The sequence below is a fragment of the Pelomonas sp. Root1217 genome (assembly GCF_001425705.1).
Lineage (GTDB): Bacteria > Pseudomonadota > Gammaproteobacteria > Burkholderiales > Burkholderiaceae_C > Pelomonas.
Genome location: NZ_LMDC01000023.1, coordinates 430,799 through 446,877, shown reverse-complemented (window position 1 = coordinate 446,877; position 16,079 = coordinate 430,799). Strand labels below are relative to the sequence as shown.

The window sequence follows — 16,079 nt, the reverse complement described above, 5'->3', positions numbered from 1 at the left end:
CTACTCCTCTACAGCGCCTTGCGCAAATTCGCCGGCGCGATCTTCATCGCCTCGCGGTACTTGGCCACCGTGCGCCGCGCGCACTGGATGCCCTGCTCCTCGAGCATGGCCGCCAGCGCGCTGTCGGACAGCGGCTTCTTGATGTCCTCGGCCGCGACGAATTGCTTGATCAGCGCGCGCACCGCGGTGCTGGACGCCTCGCCGCCGGCCTCGGTGCTGAGCCCCGAGCCGAAGAAATACTTCAGCTCGAAGGTGCCCCAGCTGGTGGCCATGTACTTGGCCGTCGTCACGCGCGAGATGGTGGACTCGTGCAGGCCGAGCTCGTCGGCGATCTCGCGCAGCACCAGCGGTTTCATGGCCAGCGCACCATGCGTGAAGAAGCCGCGCTGGCGCTCGACGATGGCCTGGCTCACGCGCAGGATGGTTTCAAAGCGCTGCTGGATGTTCTTGATGAACCAGCGCGCCTCCTGCAGCTGCCCACCGAGCGGCGAGTTGCTGATGCCGCCGCGCGTGGCGCGCAATGCATTGGCATAGAGGTCGTTGATGCGCAGCTTGGGCGCGACCTCGGGGTTGAGCATGACGCGGAATTCGCGGCCACTCTTGCGCACGATGACGTCCGGCACGATGGCCGCCGCCGCGCCCTGGGTGAAGCGCCGGCCCGGCTTGGGCTCAAGCTGGGTGATCAGCCCCTGGGCTTCGCGCAGCATGGTTTCGTCGGCACCAGTCTCGGCCATCAGGCGGCGCATGTCGCGCCGGGCCAGCAATTCCAGATGACTCTTGCAGATCAGGATGGCGATGACCTGGGCAGGGCACTTCGGGCAGGCGCGCAGCTGCAGCACCAGGCATTCGGACAGGTCGCGCGCGGCAATGCCCGCGGGCTCCAGGCTCTGCAGCAGCCGCAGCGCGATGCGCAGGCGGTCCAGCAGGTCCTCGCGGGCCTCTTCGTCTTCGATGAGGGCCGCGGCGATCTCCTCGAGCGGGTCTTCGAGGTAGCCGTCCTCGTTCAGCGATTCGATCAGCACCTGCAGGGCAGCGCGGTCTTCCGGCGACAAGTGGTGGCCGGCGAGCTGCTCGGCAAGATGCTCGGCCAGCGTCAGTTCGGCGAATTCCTGGCTCTCGCGCTCGCCGTCGTCCTCGCCGCTGCCACTGCCGCTGCCGCTGCTGGAGGGCAGCTCGCGGATGCCGTCGAAGTCGTCCTTCTCGGTGCCGTTCTCCCAGTCCTCGCGCTCGGTGCCGCCGAAGTCCTCGCCGCTCAGCTCGGGCGCCTCGGCGGTCTCCGCTTCGGCGCCGGTGTCACTGCTGGTTTCCGCGGCGGACGTTTCGGCCGGCGCATTGCTGGCCAGCTCGGGCGTGCTGACGGTGAATTCCTCTTCGGTCTCCAGCAGCGGGTTGCTGGCCAGCATCTGCTCGACTTCCTGGTGCAGCTCCAACGTGGACAGCTGCAGCAGCCGGATGGATTGCTGCAGCTGGGGCGTCAGCGCGAGGTGCTGACTGAGGCGGACCTGGAGCGTCTGCTTCATGTCAGCGCGCCAAGGCTGCACGGCAAATGCAACCACAGAGGCACAGAGACACAGAGAAGCGCCTGCTGGCTTTCCTCCGTGTCTTTGTGCCTCTGTGGATGCATTCTGTTCTCACGTCAGTGCCGCCATCACATGCGAAAGTTCTCACCCAGGTACACCTTGCGCACGTCGGCATTGGCCACGATCTCGTCGGGTGTGCCTTCGGCGAGCACGGCGCCCTCGCTGATGATGTAGGCGCGGTCGCAGATGCCCAGCGTCTCGCGGACGTTGTGGTCCGTGATCAGCACGCCGATGCCACGCGCCTTCAGGAAGCCGATGATGCGCTGGATCTCCAGCACCGCGATGGGGTCGACACCGGCGAAAGGCTCGTCCAGCAGGATGAAGCGCGGCTGGGTGGCCAGCGCCCGGGCGATCTCGACGCGACGGCGCTCGCCTCCCGACAGCGCCGGCGCCGGGCTGTCGCGCAGGCCTTCGATGGAGAGGTCGTGCAGCAGGCCGTTCAGCAGTTCATCGATGCGCGCCTTGGACAGGGCCCTGCCACGCTCGTCCTGCTGCAGTTCCAGCACGGCGCGGATGTTCTGCTCGACGGTCAGCTTGCGGAAGATCGACGCTTCCTGCGGCAGGTAGGACAGACCCAGGCGGGCGCGGGCATGGATGGGCAGGCGCTGCACCTCGGCGCCATCGATGCGGATGACGCCGGCATCCGAGCGCACCAGCCCGACGATCATGTAGAAGCTGGTCGTCTTGCCCGCGCCATTGGGGCCGAGCAGGCCGACGACCTCGCCGCAGTCCACGCGCACGTGGACATCCTTGACGACCTTGCGCACGCCATAGGTCTTGGCCAGCGCCTCGGCTTCGAGGCGGCTGCCGCATGCCGCCGCGGGGCGGCTGGTGACGGGCTCGGCCGTGGTCATGGCGTTTTCTTCGGCGGTGTGATCGTCGTGGAGGGCTGCAGCGGAAGCCCCGTCGGCGGCGCCGAGGCTGGAGCGTCGGGCTGGGCGCGGGGCATCAGCACCATGCGCACGCGGCCGTTCGGGTTGGGCGAGGCGCTGCCTCCTTCCAGCGCGAAGACTTCGGTGCGGCTGTCGTAGATGATGACGGCGCCCGTGACCTCCTGGGCCACCGTCGCGCCGCTCATGCGGCGCACATTGGCATTGCCGATGAAGCGCACGGTCTCGGACTTGGTGTCGTACTCGAGCTGATCGGCATGGCCTTCGATGGCTTCGCCGGGCGTGTCGCGCGCCTGGCGAAAGCTGACCGGCTGGCCGGTTGCGCCGCTGGCATAGGCCTGGTGGTAGCCGTCGCGGGTCTCGCGCACGTCCACCTTCTCGGCGCGCAGCATCAGCGTGCCCTTGGTGATGATGACGTTGCCGAACAGCTCGGTGCGCTGGTTGACGCTGTCGATCCGGCCTTCCTTGTCGGCCGTGAAAACCATGGGCTTGAGCCGATCGGCCTTCTCCGCCTGGGCGGCGGAGAAGGCGAGCGCCAGAGTGAGCGCAGCGGCGAGCGGAATCAGGTGACGTGGCATGGCGGCACGGAAGTTGCAGGCCATTCTAGGGGCCGCCTGCCTTCGCCAGCCTTTCCCACCCGGCAAGTCGTCAGGAAACCTTGCCAGCGCGTGCCATCTTGATGAGGAAGTCCGCCACCGCCAGCGCCTGCTGGCCCTGGGCGGCCTCGCTCTGGCCTGGCGTGCCGGCCATGCCGGGGCCGGTGCGCCAACGCCCGGCGATGACGAGTGCTGGCACGTTGTCTGCGCCGCTCAGCTCGGCCAGCTTCATGCCTTGCTGGACCTTGGCCTGCACGCCGAAGGAGTTGAAGGCCTGCTTGAACTTGGCCGTGTCCACGCCCAGCCGGCCAGCCAGGGCTGCAACGGCTGCCTCGTCATTGGCCTCGACGCCACCGCGATGGAAGGCGTTGAAGATACCGCTGTGCACCGCTGGCGTCAGTGCGCCCATCGCTTCGAGCGCGTAATACATGCGCTGGTGCAGCTTGAGCACGAGCTGCGCGCCCACAGGCACGCGGCGGAAGCTCACGTCGGCCGGCAGTTGGTGCACCCAGGCCTCCAGCAGCGGATCAAAGGCGTTGCAGTGGGGGCACTTGTAGAAGAAGAACTCGATGACGTCGACCTTGCCGGGCGTGCCTGGCAAGGTCTGGCCCAGGCGCGCGTAGTGCTTGCCCTCGACCGGGCCACCCTGGGCGAACACGGCAGGTGCGAAGCCGGCCGTGATCAGGGCTGCCGTGGCGCTACGCCGCTTCATGCTTTATTCCTGGCGCGTTGAATCAGGAACTCGGTGACCTGCAACGCTTTCTGGCCGAGCTCCTGCTCGGTCAGGCGCTGGGGAAGGCCCTTGCCTGCGTCGCTGGGCGAGGTCAGGAAGCGGCCAGCCACGCCGATGCTGGGCACGCCTTCGATGCGGTAGGCCTCGGACAGCTTCTCGGCCTGGGAGCACTTGGTGACGACGCCGAAGGAGTTGTAGGCCTCCTGGTATTTGGTTGGGTCGATGCCCAGCGGCGACAGGAACTTGGCCTGGCTCTTGGCGTCGTCCAGGGCCAGGTTCTGCTGGTGCATGGCATTGAAGATGGCCGGGCGCGCGGCCGCTTCCTTGCCCATGGATTCCAGCGCATAGAACATGCGCTGGTGGATCTTGACGTTGGCGCGGAAGGCCACATGGACCTTGCGGAAGCTCACGTCGGCCGGCAGCTGCTTGGCCCAGGCCTCGATGGCTGGCTCGAAGGCGAAGCAATGCGGGCAGCCGTACCAGAAGAACTCGACCACCTCGATCTTGCCCGGCGTGGTGGGCAGCGGTGGATTCAGCACCGTGTACTGGCGGCCTTCGATGGGGCCGCCCTGGGCGAGCGCGTTGCCCGTGGCACCGGCAAGGGGGACAGAGGCGAGCAGGGCGGAGAAATCACGGCGCTTCATGGCAGCAGTCATCCTTCAGGCGGTAATGCGGTCAGCGTTGTACACGAACGAGATTGGCCTCGAAGCCAGCCCCTTCAATCTTGCGCTGCAGGTCTTCGGCAGCCTCGCGGGTGTCCGAAGGCCCAAGGCGCACGCGAAAGACGGTGCGGCCGTTCTGCTCGCGCTCCATGACTTTGGCGGTGAAGCCCTGGATGGCCAGCTTGGCCTTCTGGGACTCAGCCTCTTCGGGGCGGGTGAAAGCGCCGGCCTGCACGAAGTAGACATAGGCATCGGCACCGGCCGCCGCTGTCGCGGTGGGCGCGGAGGCGGGCGCTTCGGCCTTGGCGGCTGGCTTGGCAGGCGGGGGCAGGGCTGCCGTGGCGGCGGCACTGGCCGTCGCGGCGGCCGCACTGGCGTTCGTGCTGGGCGGCGGCGGCGGCGCAGTCGCCACCGGCGCGTTGACGACACCGCTGGCGCTGCGGGCGGCCTTGCCGGCCAGCGGCGCGTTCGGATCCCAGTTGCGGTTGCGCTCGGTTTCGGCGGCGTCCTGCTCCGCCGTGCGCTGGGGCACCTTGTTCACGAAGGGGATGGGCACTTTGGTGATGTACAGGGCCACGCCCAGCGCAACGGCCAGGCCGACCAGCAGGCCGACGATCAGCCCAAGGACGAAGCCGCCTTTCTGGTTCTTGTGGCCGGCAGGTTTCGAGACAGCAGTCATTCGTTCTCCGTGAGGGATTCGGCAGATTCAGGAATATCGCGGTTCATCTGCTCGGGCGCGCTGACGCCCAGCATGCCCAGCGCGTTGGCCAGCACCTGGCGCGTCGCGGCCAGCAGCGCGACGCGGGCGCGGCTGAGCTCGGGTGTCTGGTCGAGCACGCGCTCGGCGCCGTAGTAGGAGTGATAGGCGCCGGCCAGATCGCGCGCATAGAAGGCCACGTCATGCGGCGCGATGCCGGCGGCAGCACCCGCCAGCATGTCCGGGTAGGTGGCGAGCTTGAGCATCAGGGCCTCCTCGGTCGGCGCGGTCAGCAGGCTCATGTCGGCGTCGGCGATCGTCGACACATCGCCACCCCATTTGCGGATCACCGAGCAGATGCGGGCATGCGCGTACTGCACGTAGAAGACCGGGTTCTCGTCGTTGGCCTTCAGTGCCAGGTCGATGTCGAAGACGAACTCGGTGTCGGCCTTGCGGCTGATCAGGAAGAAGCGCACAGCGTCGCGGCTGGTCCAGTCGATCAGGTCGCGCAGCGTCACGTAGGAGCCGGCGCGCTTGGAGATCTTGACCTCCTCGCCGCCTTTCATCACCGTGACCATCTTGTGCAGCACGTAGTCGGGGAAGCCCTGCGGGATGCCCATGTTGACCGCCTGCAGGCCGCCGCGCACCCGGGCGATGGTGCCGTGGTGGTCGGTGCCCTGGATGTTGATGCACTGCGTGTAGCCGCGCTCGAACTTGTTGATGTGGTACGCGATATCCGGCACGAAATAGGTGAAGCCGCCTTCGGACTTGCGCATCACGCGGTCCTTGTCGTCGCCGTAGTCGGTCGAGCGGAACCATAGCGCACCGCCTTCCTCGTAGGTCTTGCCGTTGGCGACGATGCGCTCGACCGTCTTCTCCAACTGGCCACCGGCGTAGACGCTGCTTTCCAGGAAGTAGCTGTCGAACTTCAGGCCGAAGGCCTGCAGGTCCAGGTCCTGCTCGTGGCGCAGGTAGGCGACGGCGAACTGGCGGATGCTGTCCAGGTCGTTCACGTCGCCCGAGGCGGTGAACTCGCGGTCGTCGGCCTTGACCGTTTCCTTGGCGAGGAATGCGTCGGCGATGTCCTGGATGTAGTCGCCGTTGTAGGCCGCCTCGGGCCATTCGGCGTCACCGGGCTTGAAGCCCTTCAGGCGCATCTGCGTGGAGTTGGCCAGCGTGGCGATCTGCACGCCGGCGTCGTTGTAATAGAACTCGCGGGTCACGTCGTGGCCCTGGCTCTGGAACACCGAGCACAGCGAGTCGCCCAGCGCCGCCTGACGGGCATGGCCCACGTGCAGCGGGCCGGTCGGGTTGGCCGACACGAACTCGATCATGACGTGCTTGCCCGTGGGCGCGCGGTGGCCGAACTTCGCTCCGGCGGCCAGCACCTCACCGACGACAGCCTGCTTGGCCTCGGGCTTGAGGCGGATGTTGATGAAGCCGGGCCCGGCGATCTCCAGCGCCTGGACCCAGATCTGAAAAGCTGGCTTTGCCTCCAGAGCAGCGATCAGGCGCGTGGCCAGCTCGCGCGGGTTGGCCTTGAGCGGCTTGGCCAGCTGCATGGCGGCCGTGCAGGCGAAGTCGCCATGGGCGGCCTGCTTGGGGGATTCGAAGGCCACGGCGGCATTCGATCCGGGGGCAATTTCCTGGAGGGAGTCGGCGAGTGCGGCGAGCAGCGCCTGCTTGGCTTGGATCATGGGCGGGATTCTAGGAGGCAGCCCCTGAACGCATGAGCCGCCGGCGGCGCCGACTCAGCCGGCCGTCGAGTCGTGACAGGCGACGCAGAGTTTGTTGCCGTCCGGGTCGCGGAAATAGGCGCCGTAGTAGTTCGCGTGGTACTGCGGCCTCAGCCCCGGGGCGCCCTCGCAGCGGCCGCCATGCGCCAGGGCCAGCGCATGGGCCTGATCGACCTGCGCATGATCGGCAGCCAGCAGCGCCACCATCTGGCCGTTGCCGGGCACGTGCTCCTCGCCGTTGAAAGGTTTGCCGAGCAGAAACAATGGCCGTGGCCCGGGGCTGCTTTGCCATCCGGCCCAAGGTTTTTCGGGTTCGCAGAAGCGCTCGGCCACGCCCAGCAGCGCCATCAACGGGCGGTAGAACGCCAAGGCGCGCTCGAAGTCACGAGTACCGAGAAATACGTGGGAGAACAAGGGCCTGCACCTCCAGGAGCGGCCCGTATCATGCCCCGCGATGAGCGCCTCTGCCGACGATCTGCCCGCCCATATCGGCCGCTACCAGGTGCTCAAGCGCCTGGGCGAGGGGGCGACGAGCGATGTCTTCCTGGCCCGCGATCCCTTCCAGGACAAGGACGTGGCCATCAAGCGCATGCGCGCCTGGGCGCCGCCGCCCGATGCACCGGCCAGCGATTTCAGCAACCGCTTCTTCAGCGCCGAGGCGGCCTTGGCCGGGCGGCTGCACCATCCCAATGTCGTCGCCATCGTCGATGCCGTGTCCGAGGAGGCCGCGCCTTATCTCGTCATGGAATACGTGCCCGGCGTCACGCTGAAGCACTTCTGCCGCAGCGACCGCCTGCTGCCGCTGGACCAGATCGTCGAACTGGGCTTCAAGTGCGCGATGGCGCTGAGCTATGTCTACCGCCAGGGCGTCATCCACCGCGACGTGAAGCCGGCCAATCTGCTGGCCGTGCTGGACGCCGGCGGCCAGGTCGTCGACGTCAAGGTCAGCGACTTCGGCTCGGCCCTCAACCTGCTGGCTGATTCGACCCAGATTCACCGCGTCGGCTCGCTCGCCTATATGCCGCCCGAGCAGATCGAGGGCGGCGATGTGGACTGCCGTGCCGACATCTACGCCCTGGGCGCCGTGCTCTACCACCTGATCAGCGGCCGGCCGCCCTTCGATGCGCCGCACCAGATGGCGCTGATGCACCAGATCTACCACCAGCCGCCGTTGCCGTTGATGGGCCAGCGCCAGGGCGTCACCGAAGGGCTGGACGCCGTCGTGCTGCGCGCCCTGGCCAAGAACCCGCACGAGCGCTTTGCCGACTGGGAGGGTTTTGCCCAGGCCTTGTCGGCCCTGGTGGCCAGCCAGCAGGTGCCGCTGAACCGCCTCGGCGAGGTGCGCGACTCCGAGCGCTTCAACCTGTTGCGCTCGCTGGAGTTCTTTGCCGACTTTGGCGACGTGCAGCTTTGGGAAGTGGTGCGGCGCGCGCGCTGGAAGCGCTATCCGGTCGGGCACGCCTTGTTCAGGCGTGGCCAGGAGGGCAACAGCTTCCACATCATTGCCCAGGGCGAGGTCCAGGTCTTCCGCGACGGCCGGCTGGTGGCCTCGCTGGGCCAGGGCACGTCGGTGGGCGAGATGGCCTATCTGGCGCCCAACCCCGATCTGCGCCGCCACAGTGCCGACATCCGTGTCAGCCAGGAGTGCACGACGATCTGCTTCACGCCCGAGTCCGTCGGCCAGCTGAGCCCCGAATGCCAGCACCGCTTCGACCGCGGCTTCATCCGCGTGCTGGTGCGCCGCCTGCACGCCGCCCACGAGGCGCTGCACCATCCACGAAGAATTCTGTGACGCCGATGAAACACGGCTTGGCACAGCCATGGGCGCATGCTTGAATTGACTCGCCTATCCACCTCCCGAAGAAGGAGTTCCCAATGAAACGAATTGCCATCCTGCTCGCCTGTGCCGCCGTCGCTTTCGGGGCCCAGGCCACGCCACAGCAGGACAAGATGAAGGCCTGCAATGCCGAAGCCAAGACCAGCGGCAAGGCGGGCGACGAGCGCAAGGCCTTCATGAAGGAATGCCTGTCCGGTGGCGCCGCTGCGGCCTCAGCGCCTGCTGCTGCTCCTTCCAGCGCCGCCTGCGACAAGTCTGCCGCGGACAAGAAGCTGCATGGCGCCGCAGCCAAGAGCCACATCAAGAAGTGCATGGCCGACGCCGCCTCGGCGCCCAAGTGACTGGCTGACAAGCCCTGTAGGACGAGAGCCACCTTCGGGTGGCTCTTTGCTTTGTGCGCTAGGACAAGTCCCACACCCCATCGGCCCCTGGGCCGGTTCCGATGCTCGCAGCTGGCGACGAAAGTTGACTCACCTGATCACCTCCCTCAAGGAGCAGACCATGAGCAACCTTGCAACATCTTCCAGCCCGAATGGCGCCTATTGGCGCGTGACGGTCCTGTCCCTCGCCGCTGCCGCGACGCTGGCCCTGACGGCCTGCGCGGGCATGTCGTCCCGTGAGACCAGCACCATCGTTGGCGCCACTGCCGGCGCTGTCGTCGGCGGCGCGGTGACCGGCACGACCACCGGCGCTGCCATCGGTGCGGCGGCCGGCGGCGTCGTCGGCAATGAAGTGTCGAAGAAGCGGAACCGCTGAGGCATGAAGAAGGCCGGCGCGAGACCGGCCTTTTTGGATGCGCCGAGCAAGTCTCAGAACTTGTAGCGCGCCTCCAGGTAGTACTGGCGGCCTGACGCATCGACCTTTTGCTGCTCCGCCTCGCTGTAGCGATAGGTGGCGCGGACCGGGTTGGTGAGGTTGGTGGCGCTGAACGAGATCTGCAGTTCCGGTGTGACGTTGTAGTTGGCCGAGAAGGCCACGTTGGATACCGGTGCCGCGATCGTCGGCGCGGAAGGCATCAGCACACCACCGATGGTCGAGTTGCCCTGGCTGTTGGCCGTTGGCGATGGCGCCGTGGTGCTCGACACGTACTTGCCGCGGTAGTTGTAGACCAGGCGGGCGCTGAATACGTCGTTTTCCCAATACGCGCCCACGTTGCCGGCGATCTTTGACGCACCGGTCATCGGGCGGCCGTCTTCGACTCGCGTCTCGGTGTAGCTGGCGTTGGACTGAAAGCCGAAGCCCCAGGCGATCGGCTGTTCCCATGACAGCTCGAGGCCACGGATGCGGGCCTTCTGCTGCGTGGAGCTGTTGATCAGGTAGGTGCGGTACTGGTTGGTCGTGCCGTCGTACAGCTCGACGGTCTGGCCCGACGACGTGCCCCCCGTCTTTGCGTAGCCGTCGATCAGCGAGCTGAAGCCGCTCAGAGCCAGCATGGCGCGCTTGTCGTAATACCAAGCCACCGAGATGTCCAGGTTGCGCGAGCTCAGCGGCGTGAGGTTCGGGTTCGGTCCGGTCACCGTGCAGCCCTGCGAGGTGCAGGCTTGGGCCGAGTAGGTGGCGCCGTAGAGGTTGTAGTTCTGACGGCCGATGGTCTTGGACAGGCCCAGGCGGCCGACCAGGCCTGTGGTGAACTCATAGCGCAGGTTCAGGCTGGGCAGGATGTCGTCGAAGGTGCGCCGGGTGGTCTCCTTCCGATAGATGACGCCCGTTGCGCCGTTGAAGGGTACGTTGTCGTAGTAGGGCTGGCCTTCGCTGACGTCGATGATGGCGTCCGGGTAGGCGGCGCAGGGCACATACGGCTTGCCGGGCTCGATGCGCAGGCAGGCGCCAGCCGGAATCGGCACAGGCGTGCGTGAGGTGACGGTCGTGCGCACCAGGCGCAGGCCGACATTGCCGGACCACTTCTCGCCTTCCAGGTTCTGCATCAGGTAGGCCGCGCTCTGCACTTCGCGCAGGTCGATCGAGTTGGCGATGCGACGTTCCCACTGGGCGTTGGTTTCCTTGGCGAGGTTGGCGTTGAAGTAGTTGGTCAGGTAGTCGCGCGAGAAATAGAAACCCGTGTTGTCGAAGTTTCCGCCGAGGTACCGGCCGAAATCACCGGGGTAGGCGACCGCCTCGGACGGATCCGGCGCCGTGATGGTGGCGGTTTTGGAGGCGACGGTTGACAGGCTGTAGGCGCGGCGGTGGTCGGCGTTGCGGAACCCGAAGTTCATCGACGTGAAGACGCCGCTGTCCTGCGTGTACTCGCCATCGATGGCGATGCTCTTCTCGCTGTCGATGGTGTGATAGCGGTTCATGCCACTGCGACCGCTCAGGCGGTAGCCGGGCGTACCGGGGGCCGCCACGCTGCTGTCCAGGGGCACGGTGCCGCTGCCGGCGTTGATCCAGCTGAAGTCAGGCGCCTTCTCGAGGTCAGTGATGTCGTACCTGATGCCCTGGCCATAGCGTGTGTAGTTCAGGCCGCGGTCCATGTCGGTGTGGCCGACGCCCTTGGTCGTGCTGAACAGGCCCTTGAGGGTCAGCTTGTCGCTGACGACCCACTTGCCGTCCAGGTCCAGGAAACCGGAGCTGGCATAGGCGCCGCTTCGGAAGTAGCCCTCCGAGTCACCGACGTACTGGGCCGGCAGGCCGTTGGCGTAGGAGATCTCCGCGGACTTCAGCACGCGCAGCTTGTGGCCGTAGATGGTCGTTTCCTCGGCAATCACCGGGTTCTTGATGGAGGCGTAGACGCGCTGGCCGTTGACGTTGGTGGGCGTGGTGCCGCCCAGCGGGCCTGACTGGCCGGCCAGCATCTGGTAGATGGCACCCATGGTCGCGCGGCCGAAGTTGGCCGCGTTCATCTTGGAATAGAAGCCGGTCAGCCCGACCTCGGTGTTGCTGGTGGGCTTGAACTGGCCGGAGAGCATCCCGCCCTTGCGGTCACGCACGCCCTCCACGAATTCGGTGGCCATGGAACCCGGAAGGCGCACGCCGTTCAGGTCGGCGGCCTTGTAGGGCGTACCGGCCAGCGAGGCATCGGTGATGCCCAGCATGGTGGCGGTGTTGATCTGGTCCCAGCCGGAGTTGGCGCCATAGGCTAGGCGAGAGGCGCTGTCCCGGCGGATGTAGCGCTTCTCGGCGAAAACCTGGCCGATGAACCCCAGCGTGCTGTCTTCGTTCTTCCAGTTCAGGTTGGCATTGAGCTGCGGGCTGGTCTTGCCCGGCAGGTCGGCGTACACGCCGCCGACGCTGACCACGCCGCTGAAGCCCTTCGGAGAATCCAGCGGCTTGCGGGTCGTCACATTGATCGTGCCGGCCAGGCCGCCGTCCAGGATGTTGGCCTGCGAGGTCTTGTAGACGGTGGCCGAGTTCAGCACCGAGGAGGGCATCAGCGACAGGCTGGTGGAGCGGCTGCTGGAGGCTTGGTCGGCCAAGTACCAGTCGCCGCCGGAGACGGTGTGGCCGTTGAACAGGATCAGCGACATGTCGGGGTTGGTGCCGCGCATGGCCACCTTCTCGGCCTCGTCATAGTCCGTGCGCACGGCCACGCCAACGACACGCTGCAGCGAGTCGGCCAGGTTCTTATCGGGCATCTTGCCCACGTCGACGGCCGTAATGACGTCCACGTTGGCCGAAGCGTTGCGTTTGGCGTCCAGCGAGCTTTCCAGCGAGGCGCGGATGCCGGTGATGACGACCTTCTCCAGCGCCTGGGCGTCGGCCTTGGCCTTGGTGTCCTGGGCTGGGGCCTGCTGGGCCAGCGCGGCGCCGTGCAGGCTCATCAGCAGGCCGGCCAGGCCGCAGGCGATGGGAGTGGGCTGGAATCTCATGGTGTTTTTCCTTGCGTTGCTCAACGCAAAGATTCTTGGCGCCCAGGTCACGCCACATGAGGGGCCAAGCCCGCGAAATCGGCACCGCAGCAACACTCCGCGCATCACGGAATGAGCGCCGGGCATGTGCGGCGGTTATGCCTGCCGAGTCATCTCAAACGACGTGGCAGGCCACGCGCCGGCCGTCCACCTCGCGCAGCAGCGGTACCTCTTCGCTGCAGCGGGGCACGGCCAGCGGGCAACGCTTGTGGAAGGCGCAGCCGCTGGGCGGGTTCAGCGGGCTGGGCAGCTCGCCGTGGATGACGATGCGCTCGCGCCGGTCAGCCTTGCGCAGCGCCGGCGTTGCGCTCATCAGCGCCCGCGTGTAGGGATGCAGCGGCGACGCAAACAGGCGCTTCTTCTCGCCGATTTCCACCGCCGTGCCAAGGTACATCACCAGGACCTCGTCGGCCACATGCTCGACGACCGACAGGTTGTGCGAGATGAAGACATAGCCCGTGCCGAATTCGTCCTGCAGGTCCATGAACAGGTTCAGGATCTGCGCCTGGATGGACACGTCCAGCGCGCTCACCGGCTCGTCGGCGACGACGATGCCCGGGTTGAGGATCATGGCCCGCGCAATGGCGATGCGCTGGCGCTGGCCGCCCGAGAACATGTGCGGGTAGCGACGCAGGTGCTCGGGCCGCAGGCCCACCTTGGCTGCCAGCGCCGCCACGCGTTCGCGCCGCTCCAGTGCCGTCATCGGCGTGTTGATCAGCAGCGGCTCGGCCAGCGTGGTCTCAACGGTCTTGCGCGGGTTCAGCGACGCGAAGGGGTTCTGGAACACCATCTGCACGTCGCGGCGCAGGACCTTGAGCGTGACCGCATCGGCGTGAGCCGCATCCGCGCCGCGGATCTTCAGCGAGCCGCGCGTCGGCGGCTCAATCAGCGTGAGCTGACGCGCCAGCGTGCTCTTGCCGCAGCCCGACTCGCCGACGACGGCCAGCGTCTTCCTCGGTGCCAGCGTAAAGCTGACGCCGTTCAGCGCCTTCACCGTCGCCTTGGGCTTGAAGAGGCCGCGGCTGACCGTGTAGTGCTTGGCCAGGTCGTTGGCTTCGAGAAGGAGCTCAGACATGGGCCGCCTTCTCCACAGGGAAGAAGCAGCGCACGCCGTGCTCCAGCGCAGGCCGGGTATCCACGCAGCTGGCATGCACGCGCGGGCAGCGCGGCGACAGCAGGCAGCCCGTCGGCCGGTCCAGCGCACCGGGCACGATGCCGGGCAGGGCGGACAGGCGGGTCGCGCCCTTGTTGTGCTCGGGAATGGCGGCGAGCAGGGCGTTCGTGTACGGGTGGCGCGGCGCGTCGAATAGCGCGGGCACGGGGCCGGTCTCGACGATTTGGCCGGCGTACATCACGGCAATTCGCTGCGCCATTTCGGCCACGATGGCCAAGTCGTGCGTGATCATGATCAGGCCCATGCCTTGTTCCTTCTGCAGCTTCAGCAGCAGGGCCATGATCTGGGCCTGGATTGTTACGTCCAGCGCGGTGGTCGGCTCGTCGGCAATTAACAGCTTGGGTCCGCAGGCAATCGCCATCGCGATCATCACGCGCTGGTTCATGCCGCCCGACAGCTGGTGCGGGTAGGCATTGGCGCGGCTGGCGGCGTCGGGGATCTCGACCTGCTCCAGCAACTCGACGACGCGTTTCTTTGCCGCTGCGCCGCGCAGGCCGAGATGCGCCTTCAGCACCTCGGCGATCTGCGCGCCGACGGTGTAGCTGGGATTCAGGCTGCTCAGCGCGTCCTGGAACACCATGGCCACGTCGCGGCCGATCAGCGCGCGGCGCTCGGTGGCGTTCAACTTCAGCAGGTCGCGGCCCTGGAACTCCAGCGCGTCGGCGGTGACCTTGCCCGGCGCATCGATGAGGCCCATCAGCGCCAGCATGGTGACCGACTTGCCCGAGCCGGATTCGCCGACGATGCCCAGCAGTTCGCCCGCGTCCAGCGTCAGGTCCACGCCATCGACGGCGGGGAAATTGCCGAACTGGACGCGCAGATTGCGGATCTGCAGCAAACTCATCGCGCTGCCCCCAAGGAACACAGCCACAGAGGCACAGAGACACAGAGGAACAGCCAGTGAAGTTCCATGAGTTTTCTCTGTGCCTCTGTGTCTCTGTGGCGCATTGGTTTTTGCCTGAGCGCCATCAAGCCACTTTCTTCAACTTCGGGTCCAGCGCATCCCGCAGCCCGTCGCCCATCAGGTTGATGGCCAGCACCGTCACCAGGATGGTCAGGCCCGGCAGCGTCACAACCCACGGTGCCCGCGTGATGTAGTCCCGTGCTGACGACAGCATGGTGCCCCACTCGGGCGTGGGCGCCTGCACGCCCAGGCCGAGAAAACCCAGACCTGCCGTCTCCAGAATTGCAGAGGAAAACGACAGCGTCGCATTGACGATCAGCGGCGCCATGCAATTGGGCAGCACGGTGATGAACATCAGCCGCCACACATGGGCGCCAGCGACGCGGCTGGCCGTCACATAGTCGCGCCCGATCTCGCCCAGGGCCGCGGCGCGCGTCAGCCGCACATAGCCGGGCAATGCGCCGATGGCAATGGCGATGACGGTGTTGACCAGGCCCGGGCCGAGGATGGTGATGACGCAGATGGCCAGCAGCAGGGCCGGCAGGGCCAGCACGATGTCCATCACGCGCATGATGGCGGGCGACAGCCAGCGCTGGAAGAAGGCCGCCAGCAGGCCCAGCAGCACGCCGGGCAGCAGCGACATCAGGACCGCGGCGAGGCCAATGCCCAGCGACACGCGGCCGCCATGCAGCAGCCGGCTCAGCATGTCGCGGCCCAGTTCGTCCGTGCCCAGCAGGAAGCGCGTGTTGCCGCCTTCGGCCCAGATGGGCGGCGTCAACATGAAATCGCGGTATTGCTCGATGGGGTCGTGCGGGGCGATCAGTGGTGCGAACAGGGAGGCAATGGCGATCAGTGCGAAGACGATCAGCGCGACCAGGGCGCCGCGATTGGAGGCAAAGCCCAGCCAGAACTCGCGCAGGGGGCCGGGCGGCTCGATGGCAATGACGGATGTCGAATTCAAGCGGGAGTCCTTGACGATTCAGGCGGCTTGGCTTTTCGCGATCTGATTGCTGCCCAGAAACACGGAATCGCCAACGCTGCCGCAACCCCTGGTATCCACAAGCTGGCGCGCCACTTCGCGCGCAGTTCGTCGCGCAGATCAATGAGTTCTCCGTCCCGCTCCACGCCAATCAGACGGCCCCCGACCATGTAGTAGGTGCGAGTGATACCCAGGTCGAGAGCTGAGCTGGGATATCCGCAGAAATCGCGTGTGCAGCTGATTCGACTACGGCCCGCGGTTTGAAGAACGTAGCCCTTGTTTTCAGGCTGCATGACAGCAACGAATCCACTCGAGCGCTCGATAGGTTGCCCATCCAAGGCCGCCAGCTGCCATGCCAGCAGCCCGCCTCCCATGGCGGCGGCGAGCAAACAGCCAAAGCCAAGAGTGGCCCATACCTCAGACACGGAACGCAGCGCCCTAGTCAT

At 66.6% G+C, this 16,079-nt stretch carries 16 protein-coding genes; 3 read left to right on the top strand and 13 right to left on the bottom strand.

The window, feature by feature from the left end; all coding sequences use genetic code 11:
- Window positions 1-8: 8 nt before the first annotated feature.
- The 8 genes from ASC95_RS16325 to ASC95_RS16290 form a co-directional block, all read right to left on the bottom strand.
- Entirely contained in the window at window positions 9-1,520 is a 1,512-nt protein-coding gene (locus ASC95_RS16325; RefSeq protein WP_057298762.1) for an RNA polymerase factor sigma-54, read from the bottom strand.
- A gap of 128 nt (window positions 1,521-1,648) precedes the next feature.
- Window positions 1,649-2,434: an LPS export ABC transporter ATP-binding protein gene (gene lptB, locus ASC95_RS16320; RefSeq protein WP_057298761.1), complete on the bottom strand. Its 786-nt coding sequence runs from the start codon at window positions 2,432-2,434 to the stop codon at window positions 1,649-1,651.
- A complete protein-coding gene (lptA, locus tag ASC95_RS16315) occupies window positions 2,431-3,048 on the bottom strand; it encodes a lipopolysaccharide transport periplasmic protein LptA (protein WP_162250790.1) in 618 nt (205 codons plus the stop codon). Before lptA ends, lptB begins: the two co-directional genes overlap by 4 nt.
- Before the next feature lie 70 nt (window positions 3,049-3,118).
- Window positions 3,119-3,778 (bottom strand): thiol:disulfide interchange protein DsbA/DsbL, encoded by a 660-nt coding sequence (locus ASC95_RS16310; RefSeq protein WP_057298759.1) that lies wholly within the window; start codon window positions 3,776-3,778, stop codon window positions 3,119-3,121.
- Entirely contained in the window at window positions 3,775-4,443 is a 669-nt protein-coding gene (locus ASC95_RS16305) for a thiol:disulfide interchange protein DsbA/DsbL (protein WP_057298758.1), read from the bottom strand. The genes ASC95_RS16310 and ASC95_RS16305 overlap by 4 nt, the downstream gene beginning before the upstream one ends.
- 31 nt (window positions 4,444-4,474) lie before the next feature.
- A complete protein-coding gene (locus ASC95_RS16300) occupies window positions 4,475-5,140 on the bottom strand; it encodes an SPOR domain-containing protein (RefSeq protein ID WP_057298757.1) in 666 nt (221 codons plus the stop codon).
- The gene (argS, locus tag ASC95_RS16295) at window positions 5,137-6,855 is read right to left on the bottom strand and encodes an arginine--tRNA ligase (RefSeq protein ID WP_057298756.1); all 1,719 of its coding nucleotides are present in this window, start codon (window positions 6,853-6,855) and stop codon (window positions 5,137-5,139) included. The genes ASC95_RS16300 and argS overlap by 4 nt, the downstream gene beginning before the upstream one ends.
- Window positions 6,856-6,909: 54 nt before the next feature.
- Entirely contained in the window at window positions 6,910-7,308 is a 399-nt protein-coding gene (locus ASC95_RS16290) for a VOC family protein (RefSeq protein WP_057298755.1), read from the bottom strand.
- Window positions 7,309-7,348: 40 nt separating this feature from the next.
- Between ASC95_RS16290 and ASC95_RS16285 the strand changes: the two genes are divergently transcribed.
- The 3 genes from ASC95_RS16285 (at window position 7,349) to ASC95_RS16275 (ending at window position 9,487) form a co-directional block, all read left to right on the top strand.
- Entirely contained in the window at window positions 7,349-8,686 is a 1,338-nt protein-coding gene (locus ASC95_RS16285) for a serine/threonine-protein kinase (RefSeq protein ID WP_057298754.1), read from the top strand.
- Between the two features lie 83 nt (window positions 8,687-8,769).
- A complete protein-coding gene (locus ASC95_RS31960; RefSeq protein ID WP_057298753.1) occupies window positions 8,770-9,072 on the top strand; it encodes a PsiF family protein in 303 nt (100 codons plus the stop codon).
- A 160-nt stretch (window positions 9,073-9,232) separates the two neighbouring features.
- On the top strand, window positions 9,233-9,487 hold the full coding sequence (locus tag ASC95_RS16275; protein WP_057299055.1) for a YMGG-like glycine zipper-containing protein: 255 nt from the start codon (window positions 9,233-9,235) through the stop codon (window positions 9,485-9,487).
- 53 nt (window positions 9,488-9,540) lie between these two features.
- On the opposite strand, the gene ASC95_RS16270 is transcribed toward ASC95_RS16275, so the two are convergent.
- The 5 genes from ASC95_RS16270 to ASC95_RS30760 form a co-directional block, all read right to left on the bottom strand.
- Window positions 9,541-12,537 carry a TonB-dependent receptor gene (locus tag ASC95_RS16270; protein WP_057298752.1) on the bottom strand — a complete coding sequence of 999 codons (2,997 nt, stop codon included), beginning with the start codon at window positions 12,535-12,537 and terminating at the stop codon, window positions 9,541-9,543.
- Between the two features lie 154 nt (window positions 12,538-12,691).
- Complete coding sequence (locus tag ASC95_RS16265) at window positions 12,692-13,651, bottom strand: peptide ABC transporter ATP-binding protein (RefSeq protein WP_057298751.1); 960 nt, start codon at window positions 13,649-13,651, stop codon at window positions 12,692-12,694.
- Window positions 13,644-14,594 (bottom strand): ABC transporter ATP-binding protein, encoded by a 951-nt coding sequence (locus tag ASC95_RS16260; RefSeq protein WP_057298750.1) that lies wholly within the window; start codon window positions 14,592-14,594, stop codon window positions 13,644-13,646. Before ASC95_RS16260 ends, ASC95_RS16265 begins: the two co-directional genes overlap by 8 nt.
- 124 nt (window positions 14,595-14,718) lie before the next feature.
- Complete coding sequence (locus ASC95_RS16255; protein ID WP_057298749.1) at window positions 14,719-15,615, bottom strand: ABC transporter permease subunit; 897 nt, start codon at window positions 15,613-15,615, stop codon at window positions 14,719-14,721.
- On the bottom strand, window positions 15,612-16,079 hold the full coding sequence (locus ASC95_RS30760) for a hypothetical protein (RefSeq protein WP_157256350.1): 468 nt from the start codon (window positions 16,077-16,079) through the stop codon (window positions 15,612-15,614). The genes ASC95_RS16255 and ASC95_RS30760 overlap by 4 nt, the downstream gene beginning before the upstream one ends.